This is a genomic window from Saccharicrinis carchari, from assembly GCF_900182605.1.
In the GTDB taxonomy this organism is placed as follows: domain Bacteria; phylum Bacteroidota; class Bacteroidia; order Bacteroidales; family Marinilabiliaceae; genus Saccharicrinis; species Saccharicrinis carchari.
The window spans coordinates 242,712-260,034 of sequence record NZ_FXTB01000003.1 but is presented as its reverse complement, the minus strand read 5'-3'; the positions used below and the strand labels follow the sequence as shown (position 1 = coordinate 260,034).

Here is a 17,323-nt window from a genome sequence, read left to right as displayed (position 1 = left end):
TTTACTTGTCAACTTCGTTTTTATCTTCTTCGGCTTGCGTTTCGTTGTCATCATCCGATAAATCTTCATCATCAAATAATATGCGCACCGATGATGAATAAGTATCTTCGTACTGGCCTGATTTTACGGCCCAGATAAACACGCCCAAAAAAACCAGTGCCGCCAATAAACTTACCCCTACCAATAAATAAAGTATATTCATGGCAAGTGTTTTTTATATTACCTTTTGGTCGTCAGCTATCGGTTCTTTACCCAACACATATACTTTTCGCACCATAAAAAGCACATAGAATATAAAGAACCAAGCTGTTACAACCGCACCGCTAAAGCCGATTATAATCCAAAGCGGCGCTTTGTCCACGGTATTCCACATGGCTCTTTCCTTGTTTAAGGCGGGCTTGTCGTTCACCTTACCTATGGCCAGCGTTTTTTCTGCTTTTACTTCGCCATAAGCTTCGGATTGTTCTATTTGTGCAATCAGGTGCACATTACCCAAGCTATCGCCGGGCAAAGTGCCATCCCAGGGAAAATAAGCCAAGCCCTCTTTGTTGGTATTTTTTGCATCCCCCAAGGTCAAATTACCGAAATACCTTTTGGCTTCTAATTGAATAGCCACCCCACCCACGGGATTCGTGCTTTGGTTTAAAGTTCCGGTCAACTTAACTTCCACTGCCTTTTTATTTTCATCGTATCTCAGCCCCAAGGATAAAAGTGTTCCTTCAGGTATATTGGTTTCTATTTTCTCGGCTGTTTCCTGAACGTAGGTGGGGTTAAAACTACGCACATACGATATAACACTCCATATATCCGCTTTGCTTAAAGCACTTTTAAAAGATGGCATCGTGGCCCGTCCCTCGCTGATTTTATAAAACATGGCACCATCGGTATTGCGCTGAAACTGTTGCGAAGCAGGGTCGCCGGGTGATGGAACGAGCATGGCGTTAAAATTGCCCTGTCCCGGCATGCCATGACAAACCTGGCATTGTGCCGCAAAAATATCAGCTCCCGACTGTTGCATGGATTCAGTAAACTGCACCGGGCTCAACTTGCCCTGATGCTCGGCGGGCACTACCCAGTCTGCTTGCGCTGATAATTTAAGTACAGCACAAGTACAAATAATTAAGGTTAAAAAAAACTTGTTCATTGCTGCTGTGTTAAATAATTTTGGTTTTAGTTTCTTCCTCTTCTTCTGCCATTTCCCAGATGGGTATTACCGGGAACAGCTTGGCCAGCACCGATATAATCATTATACCCAATATAATGGAGCCGGCGGTAACTGCCCCCTCAATAACAGTAGGTTGATACACCACCCACTCGTTAGGTAAGAACTGTACAGGCAAAAAGGGATGTTCCATGGTGGGGATAACGATGATATAGCGTTTTAACCAGGCACCTACCATTACAAACAAGGCGATGATAAATAAGGGTAATGGTTTACGGAAAGGCTTCCATAACAATACAATCATAGGTATCACCAAACCAAATATTTGCGAAAACCAGAACATAACGGCATGTCTGCCCGCAAAGAGCTCATGTATGTGTATGGCATCAAACTCCTTCATTTTATAGGCAGGTACCACAAACTCGTTCAGGTTAAAATAAAAATATATTACACAAACAAACTCCAACAATTTGCCCATCTTATCAAACAAAGGCTCGTGAAGATATTCGCGCAATTTATAGTTGTTTCGGAAAAAGAATACGGCAATAATAACTGCAGCCATACCGGTAACAAAAGCTCCCGTTAAAAAGTAGGGACCAAAAATGGTGCTGTCCCAGCCGCTGCGCGAGTTTACCGCCAGCAACCATGAAGTAACCGTATGAATGGCAAAGGCTGTTGGGATAATTAAAATGATTAGCACGCGCGTGGCATTAAACAGCATTTTATATTGCTTGGGATGGTGCGTCCAGTTAAAAGACAGGATTTCGTAGAGCTTCATTTGCCATTTAGGCGCTTTCGACATCCTGCCCCGTGCTATAGCCAAATCAGGTATCAAGGGCAGTAAGTACAGCAGGAAGCTGATAACCAGGTAGGTACTCACCACCGTTACATCCCATAATATAGGCGACTGCACCCGACCATATAAAAATACATGATGCAAACGTTCGGGTCGTCCCATGTCCGAAACAATGACTAATCCTGCAACAGCAGCAAAGGCCACGGCAATAATCTCTGCAATTCGGGTAATGGGTTTTATCCATTGATAACCCAACAAGCCAATAACGCCACTTATGAGCATACCCACCAGTGCGGTGGCAACAAAAAACACAAAATTCGCAATGTACATGCCCCAGCTCACCATATCGCGCATTCCGGTAACTACCAATCCTTTGTTATACTGGATAATATAGGCATAAATACAGGCCAGCAGTGCCATGGTTAAAAACAGCATCCAATTTACAAAGGCATTGTTAAACCCTACCGGTTTAAGCACATCCGTGGCTATTTTGTCGAGCTTTTCCTTATTAATTTTAGTATTATGATCCGACATTCGTATAAAATTTATAGAGGTGCATTTTATAATAAAAACAGATTGTTAGATTTTAGATAATAGACATTAGACGCATTTACAATCGCTAGTTTATACACCTATTAACAAAAAATTATATAGCTTAGCTATGATGATTATCCGGTTTCTCAGGTGTTTCGAATACCCTGTCTTTAGGCGGCAGATAATACACACGTGGCTTGGTTCCCAACTCCTCCATTAGTCTGTACCCTGCATTTTTCTCTAACAATTCACTCAATATCACCGTTTCCCGGGTCGTTCCGTTGGTTACGGCATCTTCATTTTCGTCGCCAAAGTAAAAAACACCGTTGGGGCAGGCTCTAACACAGGTAGGCAGCTCACCACCGCGTAAACAATCCGCACTGAACAAGCATTTGGTAATGGTACCTTTGCGCTGCGGAACATTGGCTTCCACGTCATATTCCATGGGCTCCTCTTTGTACAACTGATCGTGAAAAGGTTTTTCCCAATTGAACACACGCACAGAATACGGACAGGCCGCCATACAGAACCTACATCCAATACAACGCTCGTTGTCAATAAGCACCAGACCGTCCTGCCGTTTAAAGGTAGCATCTACCGGACATACGGATACACAGGGTGGATTATCGCAATGCATGCAGGGCTTGGGCATGTTGTACGGTGCCGATTGCGGGTTATCCTGCATCACAAGGGTATTAATATGATATTGGTAAGGGTGCAAATGATGGTGTTCCTGGCAGCCTTTAATGCATTCGCGTGCATTCCGGCATTTGGCCAAATCAATAACCATGACCCAACGCTTGCCAGCAATACCCACGCGTCCGCGCGACTGTAAAACCTCGGTATCTAACTTTACCTGCTTCACCTGTGATTTGGGAATCTCTACCAGCTTATTATCGGCTGTAAGTACTTTCACATATTCCTCATCGTCACCGGGTGCAGGTGAAAAACCTGTTACAACTGCTCCCGTTGAGGCCGCTGCCCCTATCAATCCAAGCTTTCGCATAAAATCCCGCCGGGAATTCTTCCCCTTTGAATTATCCGGCTCATTCTTTTTCATACTGTCCAAACCCATGCTCTTATTTTATATTATCCTTTTGTAGTATTTCAAAAACTTTAATGTCTTAATTTACTTCATCCGTGTACGCGAATACTATTTACAAGTTACCTTTATTATAGCTTAGAAATCACTATTTAAGTAACAAGTTGCCGAATATAAATATTTCCTTACTATAAAATCTATTCACCCTTCATTTTACCCCTTAATTTAAAAACATTCTGAATAAGACAGGTAAAAAGTCGGTTACAAATTAACCTTCATTTAAACGATTTAAATTATGCTGAAAAACTTTTTCGTTCATGAACTATGCTTTTAATAAGTCTTTTGCTTCTCCGCTAAAATATAGCGGTAAACCTATTCTTGTTTCAAATATCTTTTGCTAATTTTCGATATTCAAAAATCCAACTTTTATCTTCACTCAAATACCACCTTATGCTACTCAAAAACATTATGCGTCCCCTCTTTTTATTTGCTTGCCTGTTACTATTCGGATGCGGACAAAAAACCAAAGAAGTGCAGCAGCTTCACAAAGTAAAGTACAACCCTAAAGTTGCTGCTTTTACCTCAGGTATGGTATCCAACCGGGCCGAGATTATAGTTCGCTTTTCGGAGCATATAGCGGAGGCCCAAGCGGGTAAACCCGCCTCAACGAGCATAATGAAGCTAACACCATCGGTAAAAGGAGATTTTTATTGGAATGATAATCAAACACTTGCATTTAAAGCAAAGGAGAGAATGAAAGGGGGTACCGTTTATAAGGTACAAGTAAAATTGAAGCAGGTATTTAAGGACAGCGCCGAGGATTTTGAGTTTACTTTCCAAACCCTAAGCCAAAACATTAGGTTAGATATGGGGCAGGTATCGCCGTACCAAAACACAGACCTATCCGACAATAAGCTGGGTGGCACACTTGTTTTAGCCGATGATGCCGATATCAATCAAGTACATAAAGTGATTACGGCCAGGCAAAAAGGCGAAGAATTAGAGGTGGAATGGCTGGCACCGGCCACAGCTAATAATTATCCCTTTTTACTGCATCACATTAAGCGCAGCAGCTCACCCAGCACTGTGCAAATAAGGGTGAGCGGTGAACCCATTAGTGTAGATTTAAATGAATCTAAAAAAATTAGAATCCCCTCTATCAATGACTTTGAGTTGCTTGCCTGCAAAACGGTTTTCGAGCCCCGGCAAGCCATCGAAATTTCTTTTACTGACCCCTTGAACCCTACGCAGGACCTATCCGGATTGGTAGAGTTGGACAACAACACTTTTTTTACTTCCGAAATAGATAACAACATCCTTAATCTGTATCCCAATACCTCTATGACCGGCGATGTGAAGGTGACTATACATCCCGGTATCGAAAACATATTGGGTATCAAAAACAAGGCAAAAGAAACGGCTCTGCTCACTTTTACAAGCAACAAACCCCAGGTAGAATTTTTGGGCAAAGGCACCATTCTTCCGGAATCATCGGGTTTAACAATCCCTTTTAAAGCGGTTAGTTTAAAAGAAGTGCAGGTTCAGATTATAAAGATATATGAGAACAATATTGCTTCCTTTCTGCAACAAAATTCCCTCGACGGAAATAGCCAGTTAAAACGAGCCGGCCGGTTGGTGCTTAAAAAAACCATTCCTCTCAATACCGACCGAACCCTGGATCTGAATAAATGGAACACTTTTTCCATCGATCTGGATAGATTGATAATGGTGGATAGAGGTGCTATTTATAGAGTGGAACTTCACTTTGCCCGCCGCAATGCCATCTACCCCTGTGCCGATGAAGATACGGAAGATGATACAGCACCCCTGACCAATCCCGACGAAATTACCGATTTGGAAATGGCCTATTACGATGGCCCTTATGGATATAGCTACTACGACCAGGATTACTATTATTATGGCAGTTGGAACGAAAGGGACGACCCCTGCAAAAAAGCCTATTACCATAACAGGCGCTTTGCCTCGCGAAACATCCTGGCCTCCAACATCGGCATCATTGCCAAAAAAGGTACTGACAAGGCGATGGTAGTGGCTCTTACCGATCTAAGAACTACAGAGCCATTGGCCAATGCGGAGGTGGAAATTTACAATTACCAGAATCAGTTGATAACATCGGCAAAAAGCAACAATGAGGGGTTTATCAGATTAGATGTAACCAGGCAACCTTTCTTGCTAATAGCCAAATACCAAAACCAAAGGGGATACCTACGTTTAGATGAAGGCTCTTCCCTCTCGCTAAGCCGTTTCGATGTATCCGGGCAGACCATCGATAAAGGGTTGAAGGGCTACATCTACGGCGAACGTGGCGTATGGCGACCCGGTGATACCTTGTTCGTTTCTTTAATTTTAGAAGACAGGGACAACAAACTGCCCGGGAACCACCCCGTAGTCTTTGAGCTCTCCAATCCCAACGGCCAGTTGGTTAAACGCCTGGTAAGCAGCGATGGCGTAAACAATATGTACCTGTTTAAGGTAGATACGCAGGATGATGCCCCCACCGGGAATTGGCAAGCCCGCTTTCTGGTGGGCGGAACGGCCTTTAATAAAACGTTGAAGGTGGAAACGGTGAAGCCTAATCGTCTAAAAATTGATATGGACTTTGGTACGGACATGATTTCAGTGGCCAAACCCACTATCCAAGCCGATATGGAAGTGAAATGGCTGCACGGCGCCGTGGCGAAAAATTTAAAAACCATCGTTACCGCCACTTTAACATCCATGCCAACACATTTCAAAGGATATAAAAACTTCTCCTTCGACGATCCAAGCCGTTCATTCAGCAGTGAAGAAATTACCTTTTTTGAAGGGAAAACAGATGCCGAGGGACGGGCCAACATACTGGGCAACCTGGAGGCGAGCGACCAGGCACCGGGCATGTTAAGGGCTTCGTTCCGAACTCGTGTTTTTGAGCAGAGCGGCGATTTTAGTATTGACAGGTTCTCCATCCCGTACAGCCCTTACACATCGTACGTGGGTATTAAAACACCCGAGGGCGATAAGCGCGGCATGCTGCTCACAGATAAAAGGCATACGGTGGAAGTGGCCACCGTGGATAGTGAGGGGAACCCCATATCCAAAAGCGGATTAAAGTATGTTGTCTATAAAGTCAACTGGCGCTGGTGGTGGGAGTCGGGCTCCGACAATCTGGCGCGTTATGTTTCTTCTTCTTCCCAGGATGTGGTGCACACAGGCACCCTGAGCACCCGGGATGGCAAGGGCAGTTTCGACTTTAAAATAGAGCATCCCGCCTGGGGGCGTTACCTCATCCGGGTATTCGATAGGGCCAGCGGACACGTATGCGGCAAAACCGTTTATATAGATTGGCCGGGATATGCCACGAAACCCTTGGGCGACAACCCCGAAGCGGCATCCATGCTCACGCTCTCTGCTTCCGAAGAAAAATACAGTGTAGGCCAAAAAGCAGAAGTTAATTTTGCCTCAGCCGAAGGCGGAAGGGCTTTGGTGAGCATTGAGAATGGCACAAGCATCATCCGAGAATATTGGGTAAGCACGCAGAAGGAGTTTACGGCTTTTAATTTTGAGGTGACCAAGGAAATGACACCCAATATTTATGTGCATGTTACACTGTTGCAGCCCCACGCCCAAACGGCCAATAACCTGCCCATACGCATGTATGGCGTAACGCCATTGCTGGTTGAGGATGCCCAAACCCATCTGAAACCCATCATTGATATGCCCGAAACGCTTGAGCCCGAGCAGAAGGTGAAAATTAAAGTGAGCGAACTAAATGGTATGCCCATGACCTATACCATTGCCATGGTGGAAGATGGCCTGTTGGATTTGACACGCTTTAAAACTCCTGCGCCCTGGAATCATTTTTATGCACGCGAGGCATTGGGCGTGCGCACCTGGGATATATACAACCAGGTGATAGGCGCCTATGGCGGTCAGGTAGAAAAAGTGTTCAGCATAGGTGGCGACGAGGATATACTACAACAGCAAAACGACCCCAATGCCAACCGTTTTAAGCCCGTGGTAAAAGTGTTTGGCCCCTTTGAACTGAAAAAAGGCGGAAGCAAGACCCATGAATTTATGATGCCCCAATACATCGGCTCTGTGCGCACCATGGTGGTAGCCCGCAACGAGCGGACGTACGGCAACGCAGCAAAAACCACACCCGTCAAAAAGCCTTTGATGGTACTGGCCACCCTGCCTCGGGTATTGGGTCCGGGCGAAACAGTTAAGCTGCCCATCACAGTATTTGCTATGCGTAAGGATATTAAAAAAGTAGAACTGAGCGTTGAAACCAATAATTTGCTCAGCGTAATAGAAAGTAATAAACGAACCGTTACTTTTAATAAGGAAGGAGATAAGGTTGTACCTTTTACCTTGCAAATACCAGAAATGCTGGGTGTGGGCAGGGTTAAAATAATAGCCCGGTCGGGTTCGGAAACGGCAACAGACGAGATAGAGATACAGGTGCGTAACCCCAATCCGCCGCGTGTTACGTCCATCAGTAAAATGCTTAAAAGAAACGAGAGCGGCAGCATCCCCTACGCGCTGATTGGCATGGAAGGTACTAACAAGGCTACCATCGAGGTGTCATCTATCCCTCCGGTGGATTTTGGGCGGAGGCTAAAATACCTGCTACGCTACCCACACGGTTGCTCCGAGCAAATAAGCAGCATCGCCTTTCCGCAGCTGTTCCTCGAAAACGTGATGGAGCTCGACGACAACACCCGGGCGTATACCGAAAAGAACATTAAAGCAGCCATTAGCCGTCTAGCCACATTTATAAATACCGATGGTGGCTTTGCCTATTGGCCGGGCCATACCAAGGCCAACGATTGGGGAACATCCTATGCCGGCCATTTTTTGTTGGAGGCTGAAAAAAAAGGATTTAGCCTGCCCATCAACTTTAAAAACAAATGGGTTAATTACCAAACAAGGCAAGCCAACAAGTGGACTTATTCGGACAAAGAAAAATACAAGCAACTGAACCAGGCTTATCGTTTATATACCCTGGCCCTGGCCGAAAAGCCCAACAAGAGCGCCATGAACCGGATGCGAAACATTGCCTCACTTACCTCCAATGCCCGATGGCGATTGGCAGCGGCCTACGCTCTTATTGGACAAAAGGAGGTGGCTGCCGAATTGATAGAAAATCAAAGCGTAGAGGTGGCGGACCGATCTGATTACTTTTATTACTCCTACGGCTCTGCAACACGCGACCAGGCCATGATATTAGAAACGCTCGTCCTGTTGAACCGAATGAATACGGCCGCTCCGCTGATGAAGGAGATAGCCGAACAGCTGAGCTCACAACGTTGGATGAGTACGCAGACCACCGCCTACTCACTCATGGCCATTAGTAAGCTGGCAGGCAATGCCGGTAGCTCCCGGGTTGCTTACTCCTATCATGGAACGGGCATCAGCAAGGAAAAAATATCATCGGACAAACCCGTAAACCAAATTGAGTTAGCGGCTACCATCCCGACCAAAGGTGAAGTAACATTCGAGAACCACGCAGACGGCGTGATGTTTGCCCGCCTGATATTAGAGGGTACCCCTTTTAAGAGCGATTCCGTAAGCGAAAGTGCCAACCTTAAAATGAGTGTAAAATACACCACGCTGGCCGGCGAGCCCATCGATGTAAGTAACCTGCCCCAGGGAACCGATTTTATGGCGGCGGTCACCCTTACGCACCCCGGCCAACTGTCGCGGTATACCGATATGGCTCTGACACAGATTTTCCCCTCGGGCTGGGAGATAAGAAACACCCGCATGGAAGATACGCCATCCGTTTTTGAGGTCAGCACGCCCGATTACCGTGATATTCGCGACGACCGTGTTTATACCTATTTCGATCTGGGCCGTAATCAAAGCCTTACTTTTGTGGTATTGCTCAACGCCACTTACCAAGGACGATATTACCTGCCCTCGGTATCGTGCCAGGCCATGTACAACAACCAGATAGCTGCCCGTAAGGCAGGTCGGTGGGTACAGGTTGTGGGGCAGGAGTAGGAAATAAGGCAAAGTGCTTTTGATATGCTTATTAATTAGCAGGGTATTTGCAATTATGCTAACACACCCGTAGCGTATCATTGTGGCAAACCTTAGTTTATGGCAATCCTTTAGTTTGAATTAAAAAAATATAAAGTCATATAGGATAATTTCGATAAAATAATGAATGGGGTGCCCGAGTTGGACGCCCTGGAGAAATTTCCACCACAAAAACAGTAGTGGTGATAAGAGGTGCCAATTCACCTTACGTACAGGACGAGGACATGCAAGGGGTACGCAAGTATTTCCCCTCGGCTCAATTGGCCAATATACCCGATGCCGACCACTGACTCCATGCCGCTCGTCCCGATTTCTTCATTAAAACACTGGATTATTTTTTATTGTGAGATGATGCTTGTAATTAGATTTACATGTTCGATTCATCCATCTTCTGTTTTTCGAAAGCATTAAGCTTTTATAGGATATACCTTATAGTAAGAATCCGGGAACTTCTATTTACAGATAATCCAAATTCCAGTTTTGGGTTTTCATACGGCTTGGTAAATAAATAGGTACTCCCGATTCCCATTGCAGCCCCTCCCAAAACATCCCATACTGTGTGGTACCCATCCGGCCCTTCGGTTCTGCTAACCGCTACAATGGTGGCTAATAAGTAGGCAGGCCATCCATAGTTCCATCCATATCTTCGTTGCAGGAAAGAAGCACCGGAAAATGCAGAAGAGGTGTGTGCCGATGGAAAAGAATCGAACCTATTTCTTCCTTCGGGTCTTTTTAATTTAGTGATATGTTTAAAAGTATAGGATAGCGCTAAAGTTGTTCCATACGACAAGGCCAGACTTTTTGTTCCTTTATAATCCTCTTTTAAAAGTGTTATCAGCCCCGCAGAAACAGGAATGGCAATTTGTAAAATATCACCTGAGTCTTCCAATACATATTCCCACTTCTCGTGTCCTAAAGCGTCACTTTGTGCATAAACTACTACGCCATAAAGCAGTATACTCATTATTATGCCCAACAATATTTTCATATAATAGGATAATTTGCTTCCCATTTTTATTTTTTGTTAAACCACTTCCAGGTCTATCAATACCGTCTGATTTAGTTTTTGGTGAAAATTTTAATAAAATCAACAACTCAATATAGTCACAATAAGAAAAACCATCAACTTACATCAAAAAACTTTACATTTTCATCGTAATCCCCACCATCACGCTCCATTTTTTATTTTTCAGTCCACTTTTTAAACTTGGCTGGCCATTGATGCTGTACTGGATATCTGCATTTGATATTTTTTCGTTTGCTTTTTTCCGACCGATGAAAAATCCGGAGCGTTCCTGCAAAATGATAATGTCCTCGGTTTTGGAAGGTATAAAGTAATTGCCCTAATTAAGAATCCTTTTTTAGGAAAAGAGGAAGCATTGAAACTATTGAGGTAATACAAATGGTTATACAGAAAACAATATAAATCATTTCTCTATCCTGCTTATATACTATAAATGTTGCTGCTATCATTATTACATTTAAAATAATTAAAATAGCTAATAATATTCTTTTAATATATCTCATATCTTATAAAAAATAAAGACCATTGGAGGTAATTACCCCCAATGGTTGTTCGTTTAAAAAAGTGCTTTGTCTGTCATATAACCTGCTGCATAAGCTGTAAAGCATAATCCCGCCCTATTTTAGCAGTTCTTTTAAAAATTGTTCGAGGTCATTCCAATTTGAGAACAAATAGTAGAACAAAATAAAACTGATGCCAATAATTACAACTGCCTTTTTGTCTTTTAATTTTGTATTCATAAATAAAATTTAAAGTGGCTATCTCAATACGTTTTTATAGGTTAAAAGTACATGTAATCCCGAGATAAGATAGCCACAATTTTTAAATCAATAAAACCAATCGCATACCGCATTAATACCTCCAGTGGTATCTAAATATGCAGTTCCGTCCAAACCCAAATCGTACATAATGGCCAAAGCTTGACCTATTCTATAAGCAAAAGCAGCAATGGCACAACCAACAGCAAAACCAGACTTAATCTTTGCATCGGGGGTGGATTACTAAAGGCTATTTTTTTGAATACCTAAGTCCCATGAAAAGTGAAACTGATATCAACACGACCCCGGCAAACATAAGCGGTACTATTTCAAAAACAAAGATTGAAAGCAGGATAACCAGTAATCCTACAAAACTCAACATAAATGATAGATATTTTAGCATTTTAATTATTTAAAGGGGAGCGAAAATTAAATCTTATTCGCTCCTTGTTATCAAAGGACTTACATTTTACCTAAATAAACCTATAGCATAGCCAATAGTGCTCAACCAATCCGTATGTATCGGTTTGTATCGAACTACTTTCAAGGCGAGTTTTAATAATTCCTCTACCTTGTGTAGTGATGTCGATATGAATTAGAGGAAGAACAATGATAAATCCAAGTAATGAAAATATCATTGCCCGAAACAGTTCCCTTGCCTGTATATTGTTGTTTCGACCCGGCTGTGCACGAAGCAATATAATCAATACATAAATTGTTTTTCCAAATAGCTACCTCAATATTGTTATAACCTTTCTCTACAGAACTCTTAGGGTAAAAATACGACTTGATTCGTATAGAATCCTCTTGTATCAAACATACATATTCATTCACGAAATCTTTATATATTAAAAAGTTATTTTCAGGAGGCTGAACTCTAACCCGATAGTTTAATCCCCAATCCTCTGTGTACTTATCAACCTTATATACTATGCGCTCCTGAATTTTTCTAAGCTGCATATACGCCTCTTTGCCTAATTTATTTAGGCTTTTTTGTTTAACATCAAAATCTATGTCAACTTGGCAAATTGTGTCATTGTTGACAATATCGAAACCACTCCAATACGACCTTGATAAATATTTTTCCCTTAGCTTGTTGTAGGTATTTTGGGAGTATTATGAAAACATTTTAAAACCATAACTTCCAGATACTTTTATCTCTGGAAGTTCTTTAATATCTCTTTCTAAAAACACCTCAATCCTATCGGAAGGTAAAATTATTTTCTTTATAATTCTAATCACATTAAAATGAGAAAATCAATGACTTGAAATAATCCCAATTGGAAAAGAAATAGTAACTGATAAACACAGTTGCTACAATAAGTACAATTCTTAATTTGAGTTTTTTGTTTTTGTCCATCTTAGCTTCTGTCCATCTTAGTTATGATTATAATTTTTTACTTCTTATAACGAATACTCCTTAGTTAATAAAGAAATGTATTATTCCGACAATAATACCATGTGCTAAACCAATAATTAAGCCTTCGATAAAAGTCTTTTTTTTTAATATATTCATGTCTTGCTGATTTTCATCCTAAGTAGTTAGTTAAAAATGGACTCTTTAATTAATTGATATTCCTTTATCAAACCATCCACTCTAATTTTTAAATGGGTAGTATCATTTACCAATGTACTATTTCTATAATTACAGTATGATGCGGCATCGGAAAATGAGAACTTATCAATAGAAACCACTTCTGCATGTAACGGAATTTTCATTCGTGAAGCAGGCGTATTTTCAGTAACAGTTCCAATCAGAACTTTATTCATTTCCTTATCGTACTTGGTTGAAAACCCCGAGGTCTTCCATATAAAATCTGGAATACTGCCGTATGGTTCCAATATCAATATCTTATCTTTCCAGCTAATGGTAGTTTTAAATTTTTCAAAAAAGCCAAGGCCAAGTAGGTTTAGGCTATTCGTACTTGTGCCAATGGGTATATTTTTGGCCAAGTACGGTGAATTGTTAAATAGTAGGCTATCCAGTAAATAGTACCTGTAAACAGATGTTATTTCCTTAACATGCTCTCCTAAACCCCGACTTGCCATCCCATTGATTCTCTTGCTTTTGAGATTTAAAGAGTCCATAAGTAAAGAACTTTCTTTAAGAGATAAAGTACTATTACTTCCTAAGTCTATCATAAGCTCTTTTGCTTTTTCCTGTTTACCAAATTTTACGTGTGTGCTTAAATGATGCCCATATTTGTTTTCGTAAAGCGGAATTTCAATTTTATCATCTTGAAACTTGAGTTCATCCAAACGTTTTGCAACAATAATAACCTGTTTATCAAAATCTAATTGCCATACCAAATGGCGCATGAGGCCTGTCCCCATCAAACCATAAACCTCCTCCATGCAATCGAAATTCATCTCAGTTTCTTTTGCGTTTAGATTCACAAACTCCAAACCTCCAATTTGCAGCGCGTTAATCTTCCTAATTTTGGTTAGGAACCCATTTTCTTTTGAGCCCATTGATATGGCAAACCCACTGCTTTCCAATTTACATCCGGCCTGGGTGTTACTGAAAACAAAATTTGAAGCACCACTATCTAAAATGAAAGAATACGCTTTTTTACTGCCATTAATTTTAACAGGTATTATAATATGACCGGATGCGGAATAGGTAAAGGGTATGGTATCAGTAACAAATTGTGTAACCAATTCGCCCTGATCGAGTTTTTTGAATTGAGATATCGTATTGTAAATTACCCCGGCAATTAGAATAACAACCAATAGTAACAACACGCCAATTCCTAACAGTATTTTCTTTAGCATTGCAACTTTTCATCTTATTATGATGGCGAAACAAATCGTAGTTTTTAAAACAATCGATTTTTTTTAATAGCGCTAACTTCTTGATGAGACGTGTTGCCACATACCGTATGCAATTGCAGCAAGCGCTATAAATACCGCCGCCAAATCAATGTACTCCGCTGTAATAGCATAGCGGATAAGCAAGATCCAATAAACCACTATAAGCAAAACTGTTTTTTGCAAGTTATACTGTACCTGCTTTTTTGACTTACGCTCATTATTTTCTGTAAACTCTAAACTGGCTGATTTTCTTCTATAATAATACGTAATGGCAGCATAAAGTAACAAGGCCGCATATAAAAATATAGTGCTGTAACTTTCATTCTTCCCATAGAGCACGTCACTAATGTTGTTTTTAAAAAACAATGTCACTAAAGTAATCGAAGCCACCAATCCAGCAATCGACAATACGTTTTGTTTTTCTTTTACCATTTATAATGTATTAATTATACACCTACTACGCTCAAAAATTTAACATAACCTAACTTGTTACGCTATAAAATAATAGGGTAAAAAAAATTACCCTATTATTTTATTTTAACTACAGACCTACCTGTTCATTAACCCAGTCGATACCATCCATAATTTTAGTCATTCCTTTAGTCCAATAATAACCAAGGTAATAACCGAATTGACTACCTCCATTAATTGTTTTAAGTTCCTTTTCGTTTAAATCTTTCATTTTAATGTTTTTTTTAAAGTTATTGTTCTGCCCATTCCCTTAACGCATCTTCACATCCTCGTTTCATATCATGGTATTCCCCAACGGCCCAGATTGCAACTTGCAATACCAAATAATTGAATCCACCATCTGTTTTCTTCATTTCCATAGCGTCCATTTCCTGAACGCCCAAATCATTCAAATTCTTCATAATCACAAAATCTAAAATTTAATAAAAAAGTTAATTTTGTGCAGGTTCTTAACCTGCGCCCCGGTGGAACTGTTTTGCAAGGACGTCCATCGGGGTATTTATATCGGCATTTGAAAAATAATACTCCGGTACCGTAACGCTACAGATACAATATTAAAACATACCAGTCTCATTTTTTGAGACTGAACCCCTGCGCCGTGTTAATATTTGTTAAAGTATTGAATTTCGCAAAGCCGCCATTAAGCGCTTGCAACTCCTCTCCGGATAGCTTTTTTGCATAAAAACCACAGTAAAAAGCGACTACGGAGGTATAAATATAACTTTGACTTGAAATGCGGTATTCAATAGGTGCCCCAAAAAACTTCATTACATCGATTACCCTATGAAGCGAAGCTCAAGCAAAGAAAATAAAATTATATAGCAGGTTTTTTAGGCACATTAAGCCCTATTTCTTTTAACAAGAGAGTTGCATTGCTTGAATTACAAATTCCTGTGCATAACTTATAATCGAAACTCATTGTTTTATTGTTAACCTTGATGTCAAAATGGTAATTTCTGATTGCATTACTTGTGCCCTCATACAGTTTAGCTATTGATAAATCGTGGGTGGCAATTATTGAAGATGAATTGTTTTTTAATATATGTTCAATAATAGCAATACTTCCTTGCTTTTTATCGCTGCTGTTTGTTCCTCTTAATAGTTCATCAAGTAATAAGAATGAATAGCTATTATTTCTAATATTTTCTAAAATAGTCCTTAATCTTATGATCTCAGCATAGAATGTTGATGTATTCTCCTGTAAATTGTCTTCAATGCGCATATACGTCATTAACTGCAATGGAGATATTGTCATTTCTACCGCAAATACTGGAGCCCCTGCAAGTGCAAGTACAATATTAACCCCAACGCTGCGCAAAAAGGTACTTTTACCGGACATGTTTGACCCCGTTAATATGTCAACACGTCCTAATGCGTCCATTTTATAACTATTTGTTACGCATTTTTCAACAGGAATTAAAGGGTGACCTGCATTTACAATTTCAATATTAAATTCGTCAGCAATTGTAGGAAAGCACCAGTTGTTATTAAAATGAAGAATGGATAAGCTCATTAATGCTTCATACTTACCAATGATTTTTTGCCACATTGTAAGCTGTTTCCCATTTTCTAATTTCCATTTTTCAATTTTATAAAGCATCAATATGTCGACATAAAAAAATGTGTTCACGAACAATAAGAATACATAATTGAGTCTTAAATCAGTAATCTGTATGTATTTTTGTAATTTTTTAGTTGTTTTAATTCCTGATATATTGTTTAGGCTTATCTCATTTTTTAGGTTATTTAACAATACACTTGAGAAACTTTCATTTTCTATAGCAGCGATATATTTTCTAAAATATTTTAAGTCACCATCTAACTTAGAAATCTCTTTATATAAAGTTTCAATTTTTTTCCATTGAAAACTATACATATAGAAATATGAAAAGGTAATGCTTATCACAAAAAAGGGAAGTACAACACCATAAATTACTGAAATAAACAGAAGGCTAACATTAATAATTGAAAGTGCTAATCCTTTAAATTTTATTATACGCAATTTTCTAACCGACTCAGGATCCCCTCTCCATTTTTGGATATGCTTATTTTCTGTGTTTAGAATTCCTGATACACCAACTTTTTTTCTGAATTCTAATTTTTGGGAAAGCTCTTCTACTGCCAACTGCCTGTCTTTGATAACTTTCGATGTTCCCGGATATAGAAGCCAATTGGCCAAAGTCTTGGAACCAATTTCACTATGGCATCGGTTTATAAATTCAAAAATGGAGTTCTTGCCAAATAAATCCAGATCGTTAGAATAAAGATGCTTAGGGTCAATATAAGTTAAGCCATTGTCGAACAAATTTATTTTTGTTGAATTATGATTCAGCTCAAAATTGTATAATTTGTATAGGGCTTTATGGTAATTCAGCTTATTTTTGTTTATAAGATTGGAAACAACAATACAGGTGAATATTACACATAGAATTGTAACACATATGTAAAAATATTTTGAAAGAAAAAAACTACAACTTATTATTAATAAAAACAATACGAGTCTAAAATACCCATTGTTTTTATCTTTTATCTCCCTACAAGTAATCTCTTTCTTTGTTTTTTCCAATTCTGTTGTATAAACCAAGCGAGCTTTTTCTTTCATATTAAACCATTTAACTATTGCACTAATAAACTAATACTTATCCATGATAGATGGCAATTGTTCAACTTAATGAAC

13 protein-coding genes are annotated in these 17,323 nt (G+C 40.1%); 1 reads left to right on the top strand and 12 read right to left on the bottom strand.

Features of this window, described 5'->3' with window-relative positions; genetic code table 11:
* Position 1: 1 nt before the first annotated feature.
* The 4 genes from ccoS to FN809_RS07775 form a co-directional block, all read right to left on the bottom strand.
* A complete protein-coding gene (gene ccoS / locus FN809_RS07790; RefSeq protein WP_142532939.1) occupies positions 2–202 on the bottom strand; it encodes a cbb3-type cytochrome oxidase assembly protein CcoS in 201 nt (66 codons plus the stop codon).
* Positions 203–214: 12 nt separating this feature from the next.
* Positions 215–1,144: a c-type cytochrome gene (locus FN809_RS07785; protein WP_142532938.1), complete on the bottom strand. Its 930-nt coding sequence runs from the start codon at positions 1,142–1,144 to the stop codon at positions 215–217.
* A 10-nt stretch (positions 1,145–1,154) separates the two neighbouring features.
* On the bottom strand, positions 1,155–2,492 hold the full coding sequence (nrfD, locus tag FN809_RS07780) for an NrfD/PsrC family molybdoenzyme membrane anchor subunit (RefSeq protein ID WP_142532937.1): 1,338 nt from the start codon (positions 2,490–2,492) through the stop codon (positions 1,155–1,157).
* A gap of 121 nt (positions 2,493–2,613) precedes the next feature.
* The gene (locus FN809_RS07775) at positions 2,614–3,567 is read right to left on the bottom strand and encodes a 4Fe-4S dicluster domain-containing protein (protein WP_142533155.1); all 954 of its coding nucleotides are present in this window, start codon (positions 3,565–3,567) and stop codon (positions 2,614–2,616) included.
* A gap of 417 nt (positions 3,568–3,984) precedes the next feature.
* On the opposite strand from FN809_RS07775, the gene FN809_RS07770 reads away from it, so the two are divergent.
* Positions 3,985–9,540, top strand: coding sequence for an alpha-2-macroglobulin family protein (locus tag FN809_RS07770; protein WP_142532936.1), 5,556 nt, complete (start codon positions 3,985–3,987; stop codon positions 9,538–9,540).
* Between the two features lie 454 nt (positions 9,541–9,994).
* Here FN809_RS07770 and FN809_RS07765 read toward each other — a convergent pair whose 3' ends face one another.
* From FN809_RS07765 to FN809_RS07745, 8 genes are all read right to left on the bottom strand, one after another.
* Positions 9,995–10,591: a phosphatase PAP2 family protein gene (locus tag FN809_RS07765; RefSeq protein WP_142532935.1), complete on the bottom strand. Its 597-nt coding sequence runs from the start codon at positions 10,589–10,591 to the stop codon at positions 9,995–9,997.
* Between the two features lie 335 nt (positions 10,592–10,926).
* Positions 10,927–11,106 carry a DUF2964 family protein gene (locus FN809_RS18180; RefSeq protein WP_221929384.1) on the bottom strand — a complete coding sequence of 60 codons (180 nt, stop codon included), beginning with the start codon at positions 11,104–11,106 and terminating at the stop codon, positions 10,927–10,929.
* A 114-nt stretch (positions 11,107–11,220) separates the two neighbouring features.
* Positions 11,221–11,343, bottom strand: a complete 123-nt coding sequence (locus FN809_RS18065) for a hypothetical protein (RefSeq protein ID WP_262709418.1) — start codon at positions 11,341–11,343, stop codon at positions 11,221–11,223.
* Between the two features lie 1,560 nt (positions 11,344–12,903).
* A complete protein-coding gene (locus FN809_RS07760) occupies positions 12,904–14,136 on the bottom strand; it encodes a retropepsin-like aspartic protease (protein WP_142532934.1) in 1,233 nt (410 codons plus the stop codon).
* A gap of 72 nt (positions 14,137–14,208) precedes the next feature.
* Complete coding sequence (locus FN809_RS07755; RefSeq protein WP_142532933.1) at positions 14,209–14,607, bottom strand: hypothetical protein; 399 nt, start codon at positions 14,605–14,607, stop codon at positions 14,209–14,211.
* 109 nt (positions 14,608–14,716) lie between these two features.
* Complete coding sequence (locus tag FN809_RS07750; RefSeq protein ID WP_142532932.1) at positions 14,717–14,857, bottom strand: bacteriocin; 141 nt, start codon at positions 14,855–14,857, stop codon at positions 14,717–14,719.
* A gap of 19 nt (positions 14,858–14,876) precedes the next feature.
* The gene (locus FN809_RS17735; protein ID WP_185957494.1) at positions 14,877–15,047 is read right to left on the bottom strand and encodes a hypothetical protein; all 171 of its coding nucleotides are present in this window, start codon (positions 15,045–15,047) and stop codon (positions 14,877–14,879) included.
* Positions 15,048–15,460: 413 nt separating this feature from the next.
* Positions 15,461–17,248, bottom strand: coding sequence for a MutS-related protein (locus FN809_RS07745; RefSeq protein ID WP_142532931.1), 1,788 nt, complete (start codon positions 17,246–17,248; stop codon positions 15,461–15,463).
* Positions 17,249–17,323: the final 75 nt, after the last annotated feature.